The 18723-nt window shown below is 61.4% G+C and carries 16 protein-coding genes; 9 read left to right on the forward strand and 7 right to left on the reverse strand.

Translation table 11 applies throughout. The features are described from left to right. Positions 1 to 14: 14 nt before the first annotated feature. Both pgeF and rluD read right to left on the reverse strand, forming a co-directional pair. Entirely contained in the window at positions 15 to 752 is a 738-nt protein-coding gene (gene pgeF / locus QUG01_RS08015; RefSeq protein ID WP_500829666.1) for a peptidoglycan editing factor PgeF, read from the reverse strand. Then, positions 742 to 1836 (reverse strand): 23S rRNA pseudouridine(1911/1915/1917) synthase RluD, encoded by a 1095-nt coding sequence (gene rluD, locus QUG01_RS08020; protein WP_500829667.1) that lies wholly within the window; start codon positions 1834 to 1836, stop codon positions 742 to 744. The genes pgeF and rluD overlap by 11 nt, the downstream gene beginning before the upstream one ends. Between rluD and QUG01_RS08025 the strand changes: the two genes are divergently transcribed. The 3 genes from QUG01_RS08025 (at position 1835) to QUG01_RS08035 (ending at position 4452) form a co-directional block, all read left to right on the forward strand. Further along, positions 1835 to 2629, forward strand: coding sequence for an outer membrane protein assembly factor BamD (locus QUG01_RS08025; RefSeq protein ID WP_043628095.1), 795 nt, complete (start codon positions 1835 to 1837; stop codon positions 2627 to 2629). The two genes, rluD and QUG01_RS08025, sit on opposite strands and share 2 nt — an antisense overlap. A 117-nt stretch (positions 2630 to 2746) precedes the next feature. Further along, positions 2747 to 3688, forward strand: coding sequence for a substrate-binding domain-containing protein (locus tag QUG01_RS08030; protein WP_500829668.1), 942 nt, complete (start codon positions 2747 to 2749; stop codon positions 3686 to 3688). Further along, positions 3685 to 4452 (forward strand): substrate-binding periplasmic protein, encoded by a 768-nt coding sequence (locus tag QUG01_RS08035; RefSeq protein ID WP_500829669.1) that lies wholly within the window; start codon positions 3685 to 3687, stop codon positions 4450 to 4452. The genes QUG01_RS08030 and QUG01_RS08035 overlap by 4 nt, the downstream gene beginning before the upstream one ends. Before the next feature lie 15 nt (positions 4453 to 4467). Here the strand turns inward: QUG01_RS08035 and QUG01_RS08040 are convergent, their stop codons facing one another. After that, on the reverse strand, positions 4468 to 4794 hold the full coding sequence (locus QUG01_RS08040; RefSeq protein WP_500829670.1) for a hypothetical protein: 327 nt from the start codon (positions 4792 to 4794) through the stop codon (positions 4468 to 4470). Between the two features lie 262 nt (positions 4795 to 5056). Here QUG01_RS08040 and QUG01_RS08045 point away from each other — a divergent pair, with 262 nt between their 5' ends. Together QUG01_RS08045 and QUG01_RS08050 are read left to right on the forward strand one after the other, a co-directional pair. Continuing rightward, positions 5057 to 6559, forward strand: coding sequence for an alanine/glycine:cation symporter family protein (locus QUG01_RS08045; protein WP_500829671.1), 1503 nt, complete (start codon positions 5057 to 5059; stop codon positions 6557 to 6559). 503 nt (positions 6560 to 7062) lie between these two features. Beyond that, the gene (locus QUG01_RS08050) at positions 7063 to 8376 is read left to right on the forward strand and encodes an aerolysin family beta-barrel pore-forming toxin (RefSeq protein ID WP_500829672.1); all 1314 of its coding nucleotides are present in this window, start codon (positions 7063 to 7065) and stop codon (positions 8374 to 8376) included. A gap of 59 nt (positions 8377 to 8435) precedes the next feature. Here the strand turns inward: QUG01_RS08050 and QUG01_RS08055 are convergent, their stop codons facing one another. Continuing rightward, the gene (locus QUG01_RS08055) at positions 8436 to 9131 is read right to left on the reverse strand and encodes a glutathione binding-like protein (protein WP_500829673.1); all 696 of its coding nucleotides are present in this window, start codon (positions 9129 to 9131) and stop codon (positions 8436 to 8438) included. Positions 9132 to 9324: 193 nt separating this feature from the next. On the opposite strand from QUG01_RS08055, the gene QUG01_RS08060 reads away from it, so the two are divergent. After that, on the forward strand, positions 9325 to 9933 hold the full coding sequence (locus tag QUG01_RS08060; protein ID WP_500829674.1) for an SOS response-associated peptidase family protein: 609 nt from the start codon (positions 9325 to 9327) through the stop codon (positions 9931 to 9933). Between the two features lie 27 nt (positions 9934 to 9960). Here the strand turns inward: QUG01_RS08060 and QUG01_RS08065 are convergent, their stop codons facing one another. From QUG01_RS08065 to QUG01_RS08075, 3 genes are all read right to left on the reverse strand, one after another. Then, entirely contained in the window at positions 9961 to 11223 is a 1263-nt protein-coding gene (locus QUG01_RS08065) for a Y-family DNA polymerase (protein ID WP_500829675.1), read from the reverse strand. Next, positions 11220 to 11639, reverse strand: coding sequence for a LexA family protein (locus tag QUG01_RS08070; RefSeq protein ID WP_500829676.1), 420 nt, complete (start codon positions 11637 to 11639; stop codon positions 11220 to 11222). The genes QUG01_RS08065 and QUG01_RS08070 overlap by 4 nt, the downstream gene beginning before the upstream one ends. Before the next feature lie 74 nt (positions 11640 to 11713). Next, complete coding sequence (locus tag QUG01_RS08075) at positions 11714 to 14557, reverse strand: diguanylate cyclase domain-containing protein (RefSeq protein ID WP_500829677.1); 2844 nt, start codon at positions 14555 to 14557, stop codon at positions 11714 to 11716. Positions 14558 to 14850: 293 nt separating this feature from the next. On the opposite strand from QUG01_RS08075, the gene QUG01_RS08080 reads away from it, so the two are divergent. From QUG01_RS08080 to QUG01_RS08090, 3 genes are read left to right on the forward strand one after another with little or no spacing between them, the layout of a single operon-like run. Beyond that, positions 14851 to 16644 (forward strand): ABC transporter substrate-binding protein, encoded by a 1794-nt coding sequence (locus tag QUG01_RS08080; RefSeq protein WP_500829678.1) that lies wholly within the window; start codon positions 14851 to 14853, stop codon positions 16642 to 16644. Between the two features lie 21 nt (positions 16645 to 16665). After that, positions 16666 to 17607, forward strand: coding sequence for an ABC transporter permease (locus tag QUG01_RS08085; RefSeq protein ID WP_500829679.1), 942 nt, complete (start codon positions 16666 to 16668; stop codon positions 17605 to 17607). 16 nt (positions 17608 to 17623) lie between these two features. Continuing rightward, complete coding sequence (locus QUG01_RS08090; RefSeq protein ID WP_500829680.1) at positions 17624 to 18691, forward strand: ABC transporter permease; 1068 nt, start codon at positions 17624 to 17626, stop codon at positions 18689 to 18691. Positions 18692 to 18723 lie beyond the last annotated feature (32 nt).

The raw sequence follows: 18723 nt of genomic DNA on the forward strand, positions 1-18723 counted from the left end.
CGGCGGGGCGGGGGTCAGGCTTCCAGCCAGATCAGCGAGGCCATGCGGCCGGTGATGCGGTCGCGGCGGTAGGAGAAGAAACGCTCGCGGTCTATCACGGTGCAGAAGTCGCCGCCGTGTATGCGCGAGACGCCCAGTTTTTCCAGGCGCAGGCGGGCCAGAGCATAGATGTCGGCCAGATATTTGCCATGGTCGATTTCGACGAAGGCGGCAGCGGCCGCCGCTTCTTTTTCGACAAAGGCCTGACGCACTTCGGCGCCGACCTCAAACGCGTCCGGGCCGATGGCTGGACCCAGCCAGGCCATCAGCCGCGTAGGCGGCAAGCCCATCGCCGCCACGGTGGCTTCGATCACGCCATCGCATAGTCCGCGCCAGCCGGCATGGGCGGCGGCCACGGACTGGCCCTGCTCGTCGCATAGCAGCACCGGCAGGCAGTCCGCGGTCATCACCGCGCAGACCACGCCCGGCGCGCGGGCGACGCTGGCGTCGGCTTCGGGCGGGATCGCGCCTATGCTTGCCGCGTCCGCCACCGCCACGCCATGCACCTGATTGAGCCAGGCGGGCTCGGCCGGCAGTTCGTCGCGCAACAGGGCGCGGTTGGCGGTGACGGCTTCCGGCGCGTCGCCGACATGCGCGCCCAGATTCAGGCTGGCGTAGGGCCCTTGGCTGACGCCGCCGGCGCGCGTGGTGACCAGCGTGCGCACCTTGGGCGGCGCGGGCCAGTCGGCTTCGATCCAGTCCTTAGCGGGCATAGATCACCTCGACGTCGCCATCGTCGTCTTCGTCGTCCCAGTCTTCATCGTCCTCGCCTTCGCCGTGGGCGAAGGTTTCTTCGTCGGCCACGGCGCCATCGCCGCGCAGCACGTCCAGCAGGGCGCGGAAATCATCCGGCAGCGGCGCCTTCCAGCTGCGCTCCTCGCCGGTGGCGGGGTGGATCAGGGCCAGCGCGTAGGCGTGCAGCGCCTGGCGGCCCAGCGTCTTCACGGCCGCCGCGATCTCTTCATCCATTTTGTGCCGCACATTGCCGTATACCGGGTCGCCGGCCAGAGGATGGCCGGCCTCGCGCATGTGGACGCGGATCTGGTGGGTGCGGCCGGTTTCCAGCTTGCACTCGATGTGGGAATGGCTGGCGAAGCGCTCCAGCACCCGGATATGGGTGATGGCCGGTTTGCCGCCGAACTTAAGCACCGCCATTTTCAGGCGGTTGTTCGGGTCGCGGCCGATATTGGCTTCGATGGTGCCGTCGAACGGCACCACGCCGTCGGTGATGGCGCGGTAGATCCGTTTGACGGTGCGCGCCTGCAGCTGGCGCACCAGCTCGGTTTGCGCCGGCAAGGTCTTGGCCACCACCATCAGGCCGGAGGTGTCCTTGTCCAGGCGGTGGACAATGCCGGCACGCGGCACATTGGCCAGCGCCGGGCAGTGGTGCAGCAAGCCGTTCAGCAGCGTGCCGCTCCAGTTGCCGGCGGCCGGGTGCACCACCAGGCCGGCCGGCTTGTTGATGACGAGGATGTGGTTGTCCTCGAATACGATGGGCAGATCCATGGCTTCCGGCTGGAAGGCCATTTCCTCATGCGTCAGCTGCAAAGTGACGTCCAGCTTCTCGCCGCCCAGCATCTTGGTCTTGGGCGCCACCACCTTGCCGTCCACCAAAACCAGGCCGTCCTTGATCCATTGCGTCAGCCGGCTGCGGGAGTAATCCGGCAACAGTTTGGCCAGCACGGCGTCCAGCCGGTCACCGCATAGCGTCAGCGGGACTTCAAGATGTTGCGTGGTGGATACCTCGTTTTCCGAGATGTCGCTATAATCGTCCGGGTCAATGTAAGGATCAGTCATGAAAAGATACGTTGTTGCTGCAATGTTGGTGATGGTGGGGCTTGCCGGGTGCGCCTCCACGGAAACCTACGACGAAACGCGCGGCTGGACCGTGGAGAAACTGTATGCGGAAGCTCACGACGAGTTGAACAGCGGCAATTATACCCGCGCAGTCAAGCTCTACGAAACGCTGGAGTCGCGATTCCCGTATGGCCGCTATGCGCAACAGGCGCAGATGGACCTCGCCTATACCCATTACAAGGATGGGGAGCCGGAGCAGGCCATCGCCTCGGCGGATCGCTTCATCAAGCTGCATCCGACTCATCCCAACCTCGATTACATCTATTATCTGAAAGGTTTGGTGTATTACAACGACGATTCCGGTCTGCTCGCCAAATGGGCTGGCCAGGACATGAGCGAGCGCGATCCGCGCGCCGCGCGCGAGGCCTTCGCCGCCTTCCGCGAGCTGACCACCCGTTTCCCCAACAGCACCTACGCCCCGGATGCCCGCGCCAAGATGACCCGTCTGGTCGACGCGCTGGGCGGCAACGAGATGCATGTGGCCCGCTACTACATGAAGCGCGGCGCCTATCTGGCCGCCGCCAACCGCGCCCAAGGCGTGGTGAAGGACTTTTCCAACACCAAGTATCCGGAAGAGGCGCTGGCCATCATGGTGACGGCCTACGACAAATTGCAGATGCCGCAACTGCGCGACGACGCCCGCCGCGTGTTGGCGCTGAACTATCCGCAGAGCCAATATCTGACCAAATCCTGGCAGACGGAGGAGATGCCGTGGTGGAAGCTGTGGAAATAACGCCAGCAACCTAGCCAAAAAGCCGCCGAGGGCGGCTTTTTTGTTTGACGTGGCGCGGCGTGCTCCCGGCTTGAACTTGGCTATAGTTTCAAGTGATTCGAACGAGGGGAGAGGGCGATGAGGCGGCGTCAATTCCTGCTGGCCGCGCTGGCGAGTGCCGGCGCCTGGCGCTGGGCTGCGGCAGCCAACCGCAAGTTTGCCGTGACAGTGGTGGTCAAGTCGCTGCGCAACCAGTTTTTCACCATCATGCTGGATGGCGCGCGCAAGCATCATGCCGATCATGCCGCAGAGTATCAGCTGCGGCAGGAAGGCTTGCAGAGCGAGGGCGATGTCAAGGCGCAGGTGGCGATGCTGCAGCGCGCGATAGATCGCCGGGACGATGCCTTGATCGTCGCGCCGGCCGATTCGCGGGCGGTGATGCCTTTGTTGTTGAAGGCCATCGCGCAGGGGATGTTGGTGGTCAATATCGACAACAAGCTTGACGAGCGTGTGCTGGCGCATGAAAACGTGAACATCCCCTTTGTGGGGCCAAGCAATTTCAGCGGCGCGCGCAAGGTGGGCGATTATGTGCTGGCGGCGCTGAAGCCGGGCAGCAAGGTCGGCATCATCGAAGGCCTGCCGCAGGCGATCAACGCCAAGTCGCGCAGCGACGGATTCCGCGAGTCGATACGCATCGCCGGCATGGAACTGGCCGGGATGCGCTGGGGAGACTGGGAGGCCGACAAGGGTTACCAGGCCGCGTCGGCTCTGCTGGATGCCGTTCCGGACCTGTCGGCGCTGCTGTGCGGCAACGACAATATGGCGATAGGCGCGGCCAAGGCCGTCGCGGAGCGGCATAAAACCGGCAAGGTGCTGATAGGCGGTTACGATAATATCCCCGCGGCGGCGCCGTATATTGCCAGCGGCGCCATCTATGCGACCGCCGACCAGCACCCGGCGCTGCAGATGCAATATGCGCTGGACCTGGCATTGCAGGCGCTGTCCAAGCACCTAGGGCAGGCCGAGCTGCAATCGATCGTGCAAACACCGGTGGAGCTGATTAAAAGAACCGCGACATGATGGGGCTGAGCCGATTGCGCTGGGTGGCAGCGATTTTTCTCTTTTTCGGCCTATCGCGCGCCGAAGCCGCATCGCCCGCGACCATCCGGGTCTTGGCGGACGACTATCCGCCATTCCTGCTGAAGTCTGCCGGGGGGCTCAGCGGCCCTTATGCCGACGCCTTCCGCTTGCTGATGCGCAAGGCGGACATCGAGGTGGTCTTTCAGAGCGTGCCTTTCAAACGGGCCTTTCTAAGCCTCGCCAACCAGGATAATACTTGCGCGCTGGCGGTCAATTTTGATCAGGGCGAGAGTGAAACCGTCAATTTCATCAGCGTCATCGCGCCGATTACGCTGACGGCCTACAAGCGTGGCGACAACAAGAACCAATTGGCCAATCTGGGCGCGCTGAAGGGGTATTCGATGGGGGCGGTTGACATGGCCGAGGTGCGCGATATTCTCAGCAGCGCCGGCATGCCGTTCACGCCGGTAAAAAATTCTGCCACGGGTTTTCTGATGCTGAACGCCGGCCGGTTCCAAGTGCTGGTCAGCGACCTGCCCCCCGGTCCGTTGTCCGGCGACAAGCAGGTCGTCAAACTGTTTGTGGTGGCCCAGGTCGAGCGCTGGCTGGCCTGCGGCCCGCGGGTGCCGCCTGCCTTGCAGAGGCGCATGCGCGCGGTCCTGAAGCAGGGGCTGTTCGCGGAGGATGCCGCGCCGGTATGGAAGCGCTACGGCATGCTCGACTATTACCGAGAGATGCGCAAGAGCTGGCTGAAAGCGTCGTAAGCCGGGCTGTCCGCGCTACTGCCGATCCAGCCGGCAGGCTAATCCGGTGCCGGCCAACCCGCCGTACAATTTCATCTGATCGGGCGTCTTGCGCGAAATGTAGAAACTGTCAGGCAAGCCCGTTCCAGCCTTGTCCTTGGGCCAGGTCAGCAGCCCCTTCTCATCCATGAAACCCTGATGGGTGGCATCCCCTTGTTTCAACTCAACGGTCTGCCCGCGGCGGTCGAAGCGGAATTGTATCTGCTGATCGCAGTGGTAGCTGGCTTGGATGCGTTGCGGCGGCTGGCAGGCGCACAGCGCGGCGGCGATCAGGCAAGCCGCCAGGCGGGCTTGAGTGGGCATGGCTTAACGTTTCCGTGTTCTGATTGCGTGGGCCGTCACTATATCATGGGGCTGGTTAGGTTTTTCGGGCCTTTATATGCCGGCATGATTTCTTGCGCTTGGCAAAGCGCATGGCTGTTTTTTGTTGCAATTTAGAGTTTTTACACTCTGTTTACTGGAGTTGACAGGGGTTTGCTCCTTATCTTTCGGTTTGCAGTCCGACAATCGGCATGTAAGGCAATGATAAAGCCGGTTGCGAACCTTCGCAGACAAAGGAGAAACCATGGATCAGCTGGTCAACGCCATCAACGGCGTGGTCTGGAGTCCGGCACTGATTTATCTGTGCCTGGGCGCCGGCCTGTATTTTTCGATTCGCACCCGCTTTTTGCAGCTGCGGCATTTCAAGGCGATGTTGCGGCTGATGTTCAACCGCCAGAGCAGCAGCGCGGGCGTGTCGTCGTTCCAGGCGCTGGCGATGACGCTGGCGGGGCGCGTCGGCACCGGCAACATTGCCGGCGTGGCGACCGCCATTACCTTCGGCGGCCCCGGCGCGATGTTCTGGATGTGGCTGGTGGCCTTCCTGGGCGCCAGCTCCGCCTTCGTCGAGTCCACGCTGGGCCAGGTGTATAAGGAAAAGATTGACGGCCAGTATCGCGGCGGGCCGGCGTTCTATATCGAGAAGGGCTTGGGCATGAAGTGGTATGCCTGGCTGTTCGCCATTACCACCGTGGTGGCGACCGGCGTGCTGTTGCCGGGCATCCAGTCCAACTCGATTGCCGCATCGATGGAGTCTGCCTTCGGCGTGGCGCCCACCGTCACCGCCGCGCTGCTGGCCATTCTGCTCGGCTTTATCATCTTCGGCGGCGTCAAGCGCATAGCGGTATTCGCCGGCGCGGTGGTGCCGTTCATGGCGCTGGGCTACATCATCGTCGCCTGCGTGGTGATCGCGCTGAACATCGAGCAGTTGCCGGGCGTGGTGGCGCTGATCTTCAAGAGCGCCTTCGGGCTGGAGGCCGGCATGGGCGCCATGCTGGGTTTTGCCATCCAGTGGGGCGTCAAGCGCGGCATCTATTCCAACGAGGCCGGGCAGGGCACCGGGCCGCACGCGTCCAGCGCCGCGGCAGTCAGCCATCCGGCCAAACAGGGCCTGGTGCAAGCGTTCTCGGTCTATATCGATACCTTGTTTGTCTGTTCCGCCACGGCTTTCATGCTGCTGATCACCGGCCAATACAATGTGCAGGGGCCGGATGGCCAGGCGGTCTTCACCGGCATCGCCGGGGTGGCGGCGGGGCCAGGCTATGTGCAGACGGCGATGGAGAGCATCATGCCGGGCTTCGGCTCCGCTTTCGTGGCGCTGGCGCTGCTGTTCTTCGCCTTCACGACCATCATCGCCTACTACTACATCGCCGAAACCAATATCGCCTACCTGACACGCAAGCAACGCCGCCCCTGGCTGGCGTTCGTCTTGAAGCTGGCGCTGATGGCGGCCACCGTTTACGGCACGGTCAAGACGGCCGATCTGGCCTGGGGGCTGGGCGACATCGGCGTGGGCCTGATGGCCTGGCTCAACATCGTGGCTATCATTTTGCTGCAGAAGCCGGCGCTGGCTTGCCTGCGCGACTACGAGGCGCAGCAGGCGCTAGGTTCGGATCCGGTGTTCCATCCGGAGAAGCTCGGCATCGCCAATGCAGCCTACTGGGAGGGCCGCCGCGCCGAGGAGAATCTGGCGGCAGAACAAGATGATCAGGTGCCGGAGGGCAAGCCCGCAACCAGCCAGGTCAATTGAGATGACGGACTCGCGCGTGCCGGGCCGATTGCCGGCAGGCTAGAAAAATGATTGGCAAGCCCTCCGTACGCGGAGGGCTTTTTGCGATATGTCGCGCGCGAATCTGGTTCTGTGCGCGTACGATCTGATTTGTTGTGCGCTAAACACCTGTCCAAAAGAACGGATTTGATGCGATGCATGCTGTGTTGGTCGCATTGATATAAGTCATTGGTGCCGATAAGGCTCCGGCCTATCGCATTGCTATTTCTAACGTTACGACGTAAGCATTTTTACTTATTAAATTTAATCAAAATAAATGTAAATAATTCAATGTAAGTATTTACAAATATGCCATTAATGATTGTTGCGATAAGTAAGGGGGGATGATTACGATGATCTTGCGTTGTGGAGTTTTTGCTCTATTTCGTGATGGCATTCGAAAATTGCTCCGTCTGATGTGTGTTTAGGACAGAACGAGACGGTTATTGCAATTATTCATCTTGTTACCTCCGAAGGGATAAAACATGAAGTCGATAAAAACCATCCTTCCCGTCGCCGTATTGCTGGTTGCGCATCAGCAGCCAGCATGGGCGGCGGATACGGTTCCGCAATTCAGTGATGTGATTTATACCGAAATGTCTCCGGACAATGAGTCCACCATCCAGAAAATCGTCACATCGGACGTGTTTTTCAAACCCTGGGCCTATCTGGCGCATTATCTGGGCTACGGTTGGGTGGGCGGCAATACCAATGGCAATACTGCGGTGGGTAAAGAGTTTGAATATCGCCGCATCGACACCATGCTGGATAATTTGTCGATGCCGGACAACAAATACCGCTACATGATGAACGCCAAATATGATCCGAAAGGACCGGGCGGTTATTGGGCTGACAAGCGTTTTCGCATGGCCTTCTCCAATATCCAGTGGATGATGGAGCCGGACGATATGAAATTAGGCACGCCGGAGCTGTATAACAAGAAACCGCTGAAAGTGGTGAATGTGCTGCTGGAGAATTTCAGCGATCAGTCCGATACCGGGGTGGCCAATATCAAGTACGACTCCACTGTCAGCTGGTCCAAGGCGGACAAGATCAGCGTCAGCGGCAAGGTCACGGTGACCAATAAGTTCAGCGCGGGCTTGCCGCTGATCGGCGGCGCCGAGTCGTCGGTGGCGGTGGAGATCGCTTCCGGCGCGGATTGGACCACCACCAACGGCACCAGCAGCACCACGTCGCAAACCGCGGAATACCGGGCGGTGCTGCCGCCCAAGAGCAAGCGGATGATCACGCTGACGCTGTTCGAGCAGAAAGCCAACATCCCTTATACCTCCAGGATGTATCTGACCTACGAGGCCGAGCTGTACAACTTCCTGCGCTATAGCGACAACGCGCTGAACGGCCATCCGTCGAACCGTCCGTACTACCTGGCCAAGTTTGGCGGCAAGGACGGCCTCAACGGGGCGCAGGATCTGCTGTCGCAGTACCTGAACCCGGCAACGTCGAAGTGGGATTGGCCGTGGGCGGTGAACCAGTATTCGCGCGGCACCATCGAGTACTACATCGGCTCCATCTCCAAGCGCAAGTTCAAGCAGCAATTCACCGGCGTGTTCACCGCGGTGGATTCCACGGCCTATACCGTTACCGCCGGGCCGGTGGAGCCGCTAAGCTCGCAGGCATTGGCCGCGCGCTCCGCCAGCCTGGGCGCGGCGGCTGCGGGAGGCATCCAGTACCGCGTGGTGGGGGGCGATCTGAAGGATGTGCCTGGCAAGATCAAGAATCTGCGCATCAGCGTGGACAAGCCAAAGGCCGCGCCGTCCGCTGCGTCGCCGTTGCGGTAAGCGCGCCTGCCATCAAACGACAAACCCGGCTTTCGCCGGGTTTTTTAGTTTGCGCCACCTTATCGCGGCCGGTCGTCCTGGCCAAACAGAATCGCCCGCGATTTCTCGTCAACCGTCGGCGCGCTATTGACTTCCGCCGCGCGGGCGTAGGCGCGCTGCACGGCAGGCCTGGCGGCCATGTGATCGAACCAGCGCTTAAGCGCCGGGAAGTCGTCCAGATTCTGCCGTTGCCGCTCATGCGGCACGATCCACGGATAGCATGCCATGTCGGCGATGGAATACGCGCCGGCGATGTAATCGCGGCCGTCGGCCAATTGCGTGTCCAGAACGCGGTAGAGGCGGGCGGTTTCGCGCACATAGCGGTCTATCGCGTACGGCAGCTGCTCCGGCGCGTACTGCGCGAAGTGGTGATTCTGACCCGCCATGGGCCCCAGGCCCGCCATCTGCCAGAATAGCCACTGCAGCGTTTCGTTGCGGCCGCGCAGCGTCTGCGGGATGAAGCGCCCGATCTTGTCCGCCAGATACAGCAGGATGGCGCCGGATTCAAACACGCTGAGCGGCTCGCCGCCATCGGCCGGCGCGTGATCGACGATGGCCGGGATGCGGTTGTTTGGCGCGATGCGCAGAAAGTCAGGCTGGAATTGCTCCCCTTGGCCGATATTGACCGGGACGATATGGTAGGGGAGGCCGGCCTCTTCCAGGAAGATCGTGATCTTGTGGCCGTTGGGAGTGGTCCAGTAGTACAGGTCTATCATGGCTGCCTTTCCGTGGAGAGAGCCGTTAACCTAACCGTGCTGCTGGTGCATTCTGCGTCGGCGCGCCTCGGCTCAGGGATTCTGCAGGGCATGGTCAGCGACTCTGGGAGTGGGTGATACGGTGGCGCGCTGTCCGCCATCCCTTGATAATGCCACGATGTGTGTAAATTTTCAGACTCCATCGCCAAACCAGTTGCGGACATTCTTTGCTGTTGAGCCAGGAGAGGGGCAATGGCAGGACGAGGCCTGGCAGGACTATCTGGCGCCGATTATTACCCGCGACGGCGTGCGGCTGGCGTCCTATGGCTTCATCCCCAAGCGCCATCAGCTAGCCGAGGTGCGGTTATCCACCATGAACGCGCGCGCAGAAACCACAGGCCAGTTGCGCAGCTACCGCGATGCCTGGCGCAACTGTCAGTTTTGTCTGGTGCCGATGCGGGCGTTTTTCGAGCCGAGCTATGAGAGCGGCCGCGCCGTGCGCACGCGCATCGGATTGGCGGACGGCGCGCCGTTCGCCGTGGCCGGACTATGGCGGGAGTGGCGCGAGGCCGATGGTTCGGTCAGCGCCGCTTTCACACAGATCACCATCAATGCCGATCATCATCCGCTGATGCGGCGCATGCACCGGCCTGGCGACGAAAAGCGCACGCTGGTCATCGTCTCGCCGTCGCAATACGATGCCTGGCTGAATTGCCGCGACCCGGAGGCGGCGCGCGCCTTTCTGGCGGCCTGGCCGGCCGCATTCATGGCGGCGGAGCCGGAAACCCCTGATCCGCCTTTGCAAGGCTCGTTATTCGATTGAGCCTGGGTAAGTCAGGTTTAAGCATGGCTATTTCACTATCAACAGGTCTTGCAACCGGGTGGTGTAGCATGGCGAGCGCTGGTCCTGGCGCATTTCCCAGTTATTGGTCAGCGCCTCCGCCGCCAGCTTGACCCGGCCGCGGCCGAATTCGCGGTTGATGGCATCCATGGTCTGCATCAGCTTTTGCCGGCGCGGGTCTGGCGGCGCGGCGAACAGGTCGGCCTGGCCGACGTCGCGCGGCGAAATTTCCATCAGGATGACCCCGGCTTTTTGGTAGAGCGGGCCGCGGCGGTAGATGGCGCGCAGACCGGCGAGCGCGGCTTGCGCCAGCGTCAGCGTATCGTCGCTGGCTTGCGCCAAAGGCACGACGGTGTAGCCGTGGTAGCCGCCGTCGATGAAGGGGCTGGTGCGGATGCTGACGCCCACCAGCCTTGCCGCGCCGCGCTGCTTGCGCAGCTTTTCCGCGGCGGTGCTGATGTGATGGCTGATGGCGGCCGCCAGCACATTGAAATCTCGCGGCTTTTCGCCGAAGGAGCGGCTGGCGATGATCTGCTGCCGCTCCGGCGCGGCGTCGTCCAGCTCCAGGCAATTGACGCCGTTGAGCTCGGCCACGGTGCGCTCCAGCATCACGCTGAACTGGCGCCGGATGGCGCGCGGATCGGCCCGCTTCAGCTTCAGCGCGGTGTCGATCTCCATTTTTTCCAGCTGGGCCGCCAGCTTGCGCCCCACGCCCCAAATCTTGCCGACGGCCAGTTGTCCCAACAGCGTGTCGCGTTCGGCCTCGGGCAGCCAGCTCCAGTCGAAGACGCCGCTGTCCCAGCCCGGCACCCGCTTGGCGACATGGTTGGCCAGCTTGGCCAGGGTCTTGCTGGGGCCGACCCCGACGCTGACCGGAATGCCGATGCGTCGCCGCACGTCGTCGCGCATGCGCCGCGCCAGCGTTGCGATGTCGCTCACGCCGCTCAGATCGAGAAAGCATTCGTCAATCGAATACACTTCCTGGCCCGGCGCATATTCGGCCAGGATGGCCATCATGCGCCGGCTCATGTCGCCGTACAGCGTGTAGTTGCTGGAGAAAACCGTTACGCCATGCTGGCGGCACAGGCCGGCGATCTCGAAAAACGGTCCGAACATTTTCAGGTTCAGCGCCTTGGCTTCCGCGCTGGCCGCCACCACGCAGCCATCGTTATTGCTGAGCACCACGATGGGCCGGCCTTCCAGGTCCGGCCGGAACACACGCTCGCAGCTGGCGTAGAAATTGTTGCCGTCCACCAGCGCATAGGTCGTCACCGGAATTTCCTCACGCAGGCCGTCACCACGCCCCAGATTTGCAGCTCCTGATCGCCGGCCGGCACGATGGGCGGATAGTCTGGATTGGCCGCCAGCAGCATGCAGCGTCTCCCTTGGAGATGCAGCCGCTTGACGGTGAATTCGCCATCTATCGCCGCGATCACGATGTCGCCGTGGCGCGGCGCCAGGCCTTTGTCGACGACCAGAATGTCTCCCTCCTGAATGGCGGCGTCGCGCATCGAATCGCCGGCCACCCGAAGCAGAAACGTGGCCAGCGGATCGGCCACCAGATAGGCCTGCAAGTCGATGCCGGTCTCCATGCGGTCCTCCGCCGGCGAAGGGAAGCCGGCGCGGACGGGCGATAGCGCCAGCGGCAGGGTGGGCGGCGCAAGGGCGGGAGCATGGACAGAAATCATGGCGCTATTTTGAAATGGTACAAATTCAAGATAGACCATTTTGCCTGGATAGGCGATGCCGCCGCAAGCCGTTTTTATCCCACGCGATGTAGGCGGTAGGTATTGCGTCCGGCAGCTTTGGCCTGGTACAGCGCTTCGTCCGCGATCTGCAGCAGGCGCTCGGGGGTAATATCGGGCATGGCAGCGTAGGCCACGCCTATGCTGGTGGACAGCTTGCGTCGCTGCCCGGCCAGCTCGACGTCATGGGATACCGCTTGCAGCAGCTTTTCCGCCACGCCGATGGCGGTGCGCTCCGATTCCAACCCGGCCAGCAGAATGACGAACTCGTCGCCGCCCAGCCGCGCCACGTGGTCGGTGGCGCGCACCTGGCTGCGCAGCCGGCGGGCAAACTCCCGGATCAACTCATCGCCTGCGGCGTGGCCCATGGTGTCGTTCACCTGCTTGAAGTGGTCGATGTCCAGAAACAGCAGCGCCACCGCCAGCCGTTTCACATAGTGGTGCTTGATTTCGTCGTCCAGCATGTCCATGAAGGCGGAACGGTTCAGCAAGCCGGTCATGCCGTCCAGGGTGACCTTGTTGCGCAGCTCGAGCTCGCGCGCCCGCGATTGGGTAATGTCCCAGATCATCACGTAAAAGCCGGAAACCGAGCCATCGGCATGTTGCTGCGGAATATAGCGCCCCTCTACGTAACGATTTTCGCCGCGCACCGACATGTCGCGTTCAAACGATGACGGTTGTCCGGACAAGGCTTGTTCGACTTCCGGCCGCTGCTGCTGATAGGCCTCGTCGCCCAGGAAGTCGCGCATGTGTACGCCGATGATCTGTTCCGGCTGGATGCCGAACAGCCGCATATAGGACTTGTTGCAGTAACGGTAGCGTTCCTCGCGGTCGATGAAGGCCACCAGCGCCGGGATGGAGTCGGTAACGGTTTTCAGCAGCGCTTCGCGCAAGGCCAGGTCCAGTTCCGCCAACTTGCGCTGGGTGATGTCGCGCATGCTGACGCTGACGCCGTCGCCGGCTTTGACGATTTCGTGATGCATCCAGGAAGGGTGATCGATATTGAAGGCCATGGGAATTTCTTCGGATATCGCCTGCCCGTTTTCCACCACGCGGCGGCAGCTATCGAAAAAATCCGGTATCTGCAGGGCAATGCCGAGTTGCCGGAACTGGCTGCCGATGGCCTCGCGGCGGCTGATCTGCCACATGCGCTCGGCTTCGGCGTTGATATAGACCACGCGGAAGTCCTCGATCTGGCCGTCCGCATCCCGCAACGCTTCCATGATGGCAAACGCGTCCATATTGGCCTCGGCGGCGTTGCGGAACCGTTCCGCCGCCAGTTCCGCCATCAGATTGGATTGCTGCACTTCGCGCAGCAGGGGATACGTGCGCCAGCGCAATAGCAGAGCGCCGAGGGCGATGACAACCGACATGACGAACAGACCCACTTCCAGATCATGGCGGATGGGCGCCAGCAGTTTGCCGACTTCTATCTTGTAGCTGAAGGCCAGGCCAGTATCGGATACCGGCTCGTAGGCGCCGATCACGTTGCGGTGGGAATAGTCTATGGTGTGCATCGTGCCGCGCTGGCCGGAAAAGGCCGGCCAGACGGTGAAATGATGGATATTGCCTGCCAGGGGGATGGTGGAACCCTTGTCCTGCGGCGATTGCGAGAAACAATGCAGGTATCGCTCATCATGGCCGCAGAGAGAGTAAATGCCGCTCAAGCCATCATGCGGCGCAGTGTCCTGGACAATGCGGTTGAACATGTCCAGCCTTTGCTCCAGCAGCAGCCGGGCGGAGCCAGCCGATGTCCGGTAGACATGGGTAGTCCGGTACGAATAGCTGCCATCCCATAGCAAGATCGCGCCAGGCGGAGAGCGCAAGGCAACGGCCTGCAGCGGCCGGTTGACGAAATAACCGACCTGCACCAAGGTCCTGCCCGCGCCATCCTGAATCGCTATGCCATTGAAGCTGCGGTTGTTCTGCATGCCCAACGCCGCTGCGGCTGCGGCATCGGCCTGCTTCAACTGCCCGTGCGAAGCCGCCTCCAGCAGCGATTGCGTCGCCGGGTGCTGGTAAAGCTGACGGGCCGTGTCGTTGCTGATGTCGAACTGCGCGCTGAGCAGCGCGGCGCGTTGCCGGGCGCTGTAGGACATTACCGTTTTCAGGCTCTGCTCATGCGCGTGGCTGGCCAGGCGATAGATCAGCAGCCCGGTTGTTCCGGCGATGACGATCAGCAGAATGCATGCGGTGGCGAAGACCGAGTTTGCCATGTCCTGAGAGCGCAGGCGGCGCGACTGGTCGCGCGCGGCCAATCCATACAAGCCGGCGCTGGCTGTCAGCAGCCCCACCGCGGTGGAGAGCGCCATGCGCACCGTGGCGCCCCAGCTATACAGCAGCTCCAGGTCCACCAGATACGCTATGCCCCCCAGCAGGCCGCATAGCAAGGGAATCGCGGCGCAAACCTGGATGATGCGCGTTCTGGCTGGCGTGGTGGCGGGCAGCCAAAACATGCCCACGCCCAGCGCGAGCAGCGCGGTCGCGGTCAGGGCCGCCATCCGTCCCGAATTGGGCAGCATGTCGTGCCGCCAGGCGTGCAGATTGGGGAAGTCTATTCCGGTGCTCTGGCCGGTGGCGTGTTCCAGCAATGCCAGGCAGGCTATGCCGATCACCATCACGGCCAGCAGGCGATGAGTCTGCCCGCGCGGGCGCCACAAGGCCAGCGCCAGCGCCGCCCCATACAGAGCCAGGCAGGCGGCCGTGGAAATCACCATATGGATGTTTTCCGGCACGGCCGATTCGACATGCCACAGCCAACCGGCCAGCACATCGCATCCCAGAGCCAGCAAGAGCAAGCTGGCCAGCCCCGTCAGCAGCGTGTAGCGGCTGCGGAACAGGCGGGACGAATATTGGGACATCACGGAATGATTGTTTTGCACAGGCCACGTTCTGCCAAGAAAAGTGGGAAGTCCTTATTTCCCATGTTAGGACAAATATCCGTATCTTCACGTGCCCATGGCGTTTGCTGCGGCGCGGCAATCCGGCGCGGCGGACAATTTCATTTTTTTGATGCCGTCTTGATATTTTCTTGTTGATCCTAGTGGCCGATTGGCCTTACATTCATTCCCGCCCGTCATGGCTCATGACCATGGCGAGGAGAACAAGGGAAGGCCCACGCAGGCCTTCCGGCTACGAAGGAGAACAGAACAAGATGAAGCACCTCAAATGGTTGCCCATGCTGCTGGTGGGCGCCTCGCTCATGCCTTTTGCGCATGGGGCGGACCCGGCTAAAGTGCTGAGAGTAGCGTTTGCCGCGCCGGAAACCGGTTTTGACATGGTTAAAGTGCACGACGTCTACTCTATGGCGGTGGGCGAAAACATTTTCGATCCCTTGCTGACTTATGACTACCTGGCCCGGCCCTTGAAATTAGTGCCCAACACCACGGTCGCCATGCCTGAGGTGTCGCCGGACGGCAAGGAGTTCACATTCAAGATCAAGCCAGGCATCTACTTTGCCGATGATCCCGTATTCAAAGGCAAGAAGCGCGAGCTGACGGCGGCAGACTATGCCTATACCTTCAAGCGCTTCGCGGACCCGTTGAACAATGCGCCCAGCGGCGCGGCTTATACCGACTTCATTCTTGGCTTGGAGGCGGCGGCGCAGAAGGCGGCCAAAACCGGCAAGTTCGATTACGACACGCCCATCCCCGGCCTGCAGGTGCTGGATCGCTATACCCTGCGCATCGTATTGAAAAAGCCGAATTTCGGATTCCTGTATACCATCGCCGCCAAGGACTCCGGCGCGGTGGCGCGCGAGGTGATCGAGGCGTATAGCAAGGACACCTTGTCGCATCCGGTGGGCACTGGACCTTTCATGCTGAAGGAATGGAAGCCCGGCAACCGCATCGTGCTGGTGGCCAACCCAGGTTTCCGCAAGACCGTATACAACGGCCAGCCTGGCAATGATCCCGATGACGCGGCTGTCTACCAGGCGATCAAGGGCAAGACGCTGCCGCAGGTGGGAAGAATTGAAATCCGCATCATCGAAGAAGACCAGCCGCGCTGGCTCTCCTTCATGAACAAGCAGCTGGACTGGATCGTGGTGCCGAAGTCGGCGATGAAGTCCGCCTTGAAAATCAACCCGAGCGATCCCTACGACACCACCCTGAGGCCGGCCATGGCCAAGCGCCATATCCATCTCAGCCATACCGTGGGCTTGGATTGCACTTACGCCTACTTCAATTTGAAAGACCCCGTCGTAGGCGGTTACAGCAAGGCCAAAGTGGCGCTGCGCCGCGCCATCGCCATGGCCTATCCGCTGCAGAAGGAAGTGATTCCGATGATCTACGGCAACCAGGCCATACCGATGCAGGGCGTGGTTCCGATTGGACTCGTAGGCTTCGATCCGCATTTTCAGGCCCAGGTCCCGTACGATCCCGCCACCGCCAATGCCTTGCTTGATGAGTTCGGCTACAAGATCGGCCCTGACGGTTACCGCACGCAGCCTAACGGCAAGCCCTTGGTCATCGTGCAGGCAAGCCAGTCTTCCGCCTCCGATAAGCAATTCAATGAGATCTGGCAGAAAGCCTTTGACAGCATCAAGGTGCGGTTGCGCTTCAAGACCGCAAAGTGGAACGAAAACCTGAAGGCAGCCTACGCGTACAAGCTGCAGATGTGGAGTCTGGGCGGTTCCGCCTCCACGCCGGATGGGGATGACTTCGTCTCCAGCTTCTCTTCTCGCGCCATCGGTCAAGGCAATCTGCCGGGCTATCAGGTTGCCGCCTTTGACAAGCTGTACGACGCCTCGCAGGTTTTGCCCGACGGCCCGGAACGCCAGGAGTTGTTCCGCAAGATGAACCGGATGATCGCCGCGCAGCAGCCTTACATCCTGGGCGTCACGCGTTTCTACAACGAGTTGACTCAAGGCTATGTCACCGGCTTCAAGCGCCACCCGATTTCCGCGCAGGCGGGTTTCTGGCGCTATGTCGACGTCGCTCCGCATTGATCGCCTGAACGAGGGAAAATCATGTTTGCATATATCGTTCGCCGTCTCTGGCAAATGATTCCCACCATGCTGGGCGTCATGTTGCTGGTGTTCGTGCTGTTCAACTGGGTGGGCGGCGATCCCACTTTCATTCTGGAAGGCAAGCGGCTTACGCCGGAAATTCTGGCCAATATCCGCGCTCAGCTTGGTCTGGATAAGAGCTTGCCCGAGCAGTTCCTGTTGTTCGTCAAGCAAGTGCTGACCTACGACTTTGGTAACTCTTGGGCGACGCAGCATTCCGTGACCCATACATTGGCTAACCGAGTCGGTCCGTCCTTGATGCTCGCAGGAAGCCTGCTGGTGCTGGAACTGCTGACCGCCTTGCCGATTGCGGTTGCCGTGGCCTACTTCCGCGGCAGCCTGACCGACCGCCTGGTCACGATGATCTGCACGGTCGCCATGTCCGTCAGTTCGCTGGTCTACATCATCGTCGGCCAGTATCAGTTGGGCTTCGCATTGGACTGGTTCCCGGTGATGGGCTGGGACGACGACAGCATGCTGACCAATCTGCTGGTGTACCTGCCGCTGCCCTTGTTGCTTGGCCTGCTGGTGTCCTTGGCGCCTAGCGTCCGCTTCTACCGCAGCTTCGTGGTGGAAGAGCTGAACCATGACTATGTCCGTACTGCCCGCGCCAAGGGCTTGTCCGAGCCGAAAGTGCTGTTCAAACACGTGCTGCGCAACGCGCTGATTCCGGTTGTCACCAATATCACCATGTCCTTGCCCTTCCTGATGCTGGGTTCCATGCTGCTGGAGCGCTTCTTCGGCATTCCCGGCATGGGCAATGAGCTGCTGAACGCCGTGGACAAGAGCGATTTCCCAGTGATCAAGGCCATCACCATCACCATTGCCGGCGCGGCCATGGTGTTCAACCTGCTGGCGGATGTCCTCTACAAGTGGATTGATCCGCGCGTACAACTGAAGTGAGCGGGGGAGAACAATAATGACGACATTGCAACATACCGCCGGCGGTGCGCCGGCAGCCGCGCCATCCCGCAGTTTGTGGGGCTTGGGTTGGCAGCGTCTGAAACGCGACCGCATCGGTTTTGTATCGCTGTGGATCGTACTGGCCTTCATGCTGTTGGCGCTGACCAGCTGGGTCGGATTGACGGGACGGGGCTGGAACGATGAAATCGCGGTTTCGTACGCGCCGCCCACGTTTATCTATCAGCAGCTGCATTCAGAGGCTTCCGTTGAACAGGCTCCGCTCAAGGCAAGCACCGCTTCTGAGCCGCAGGGATTGCGTCCCTCGGAGGACCCAATTTGGGCCGAAACCCAGAAGGCGCGCCAGAATCGCGACAAGTACGTGGTGCCGGAAGTGAAGAAGGCTGAGTCGTTGACCTTCGGCGCAGACCAACGCGGCCGCGACATTCTGGACAAGGTGATCAAGGGGACTTCCACCTCGCTGTTTGTCGGGGTCTCCGGCGCCTTGCTGTCCATACTGATCGGCACGGTGTTGGGCGGGATGGCTGGCTTTCTTGGTCGCAAGATCGACGATTTCCTGATGTGGTTTTACAGCGTGTTCACGGCTATGCCGGACATGTTGTTGTTGCTGGCCTTCGCCGCCGTGGCTGGCCGCGGCTTGGGCACGGTGGTTCTGGTGCTGTCGCTGACCAGTTGGACTGGCACGTTCCGGCTGGTGCGCGCCGAGTTCATCAAACTGCGTTCGCGCGAGTTCGTGCTGGCTGCCGACGCCATCGGCGCCAGCAGCGCGCGCCGGATGTTCGTCCATATCCTGCCCAATATCTCCCACCTGCTGCTGGTGCAGTTTTCCCTGCTGATGGTGGGCCTGATCAAGTACGAGGTGATCCTGTCCTTCCTCGGCTTCGGCGTCGACGTGCGCCAGGTGAGCTGGGGTTCCATGCTGGCCGAGGTGCCGGAGGAGTTGCTGCAGGGCTATTGGTGGCAACTGGCCATGGTGGTGGTGTTCATGTCCGTGCTGGTCACCGCCTTCAGCATGCTGACCGACGCCCTGCGCGACGCGCTGGACCCGCGCGCGGCGGCGAAGTGAGCGGGACGAGGAGAAAGCAATCATGAGCAATC

The sequence above is a fragment of the Chromobacterium sp. CCUG 76385 genome, from assembly GCF_059916625.1.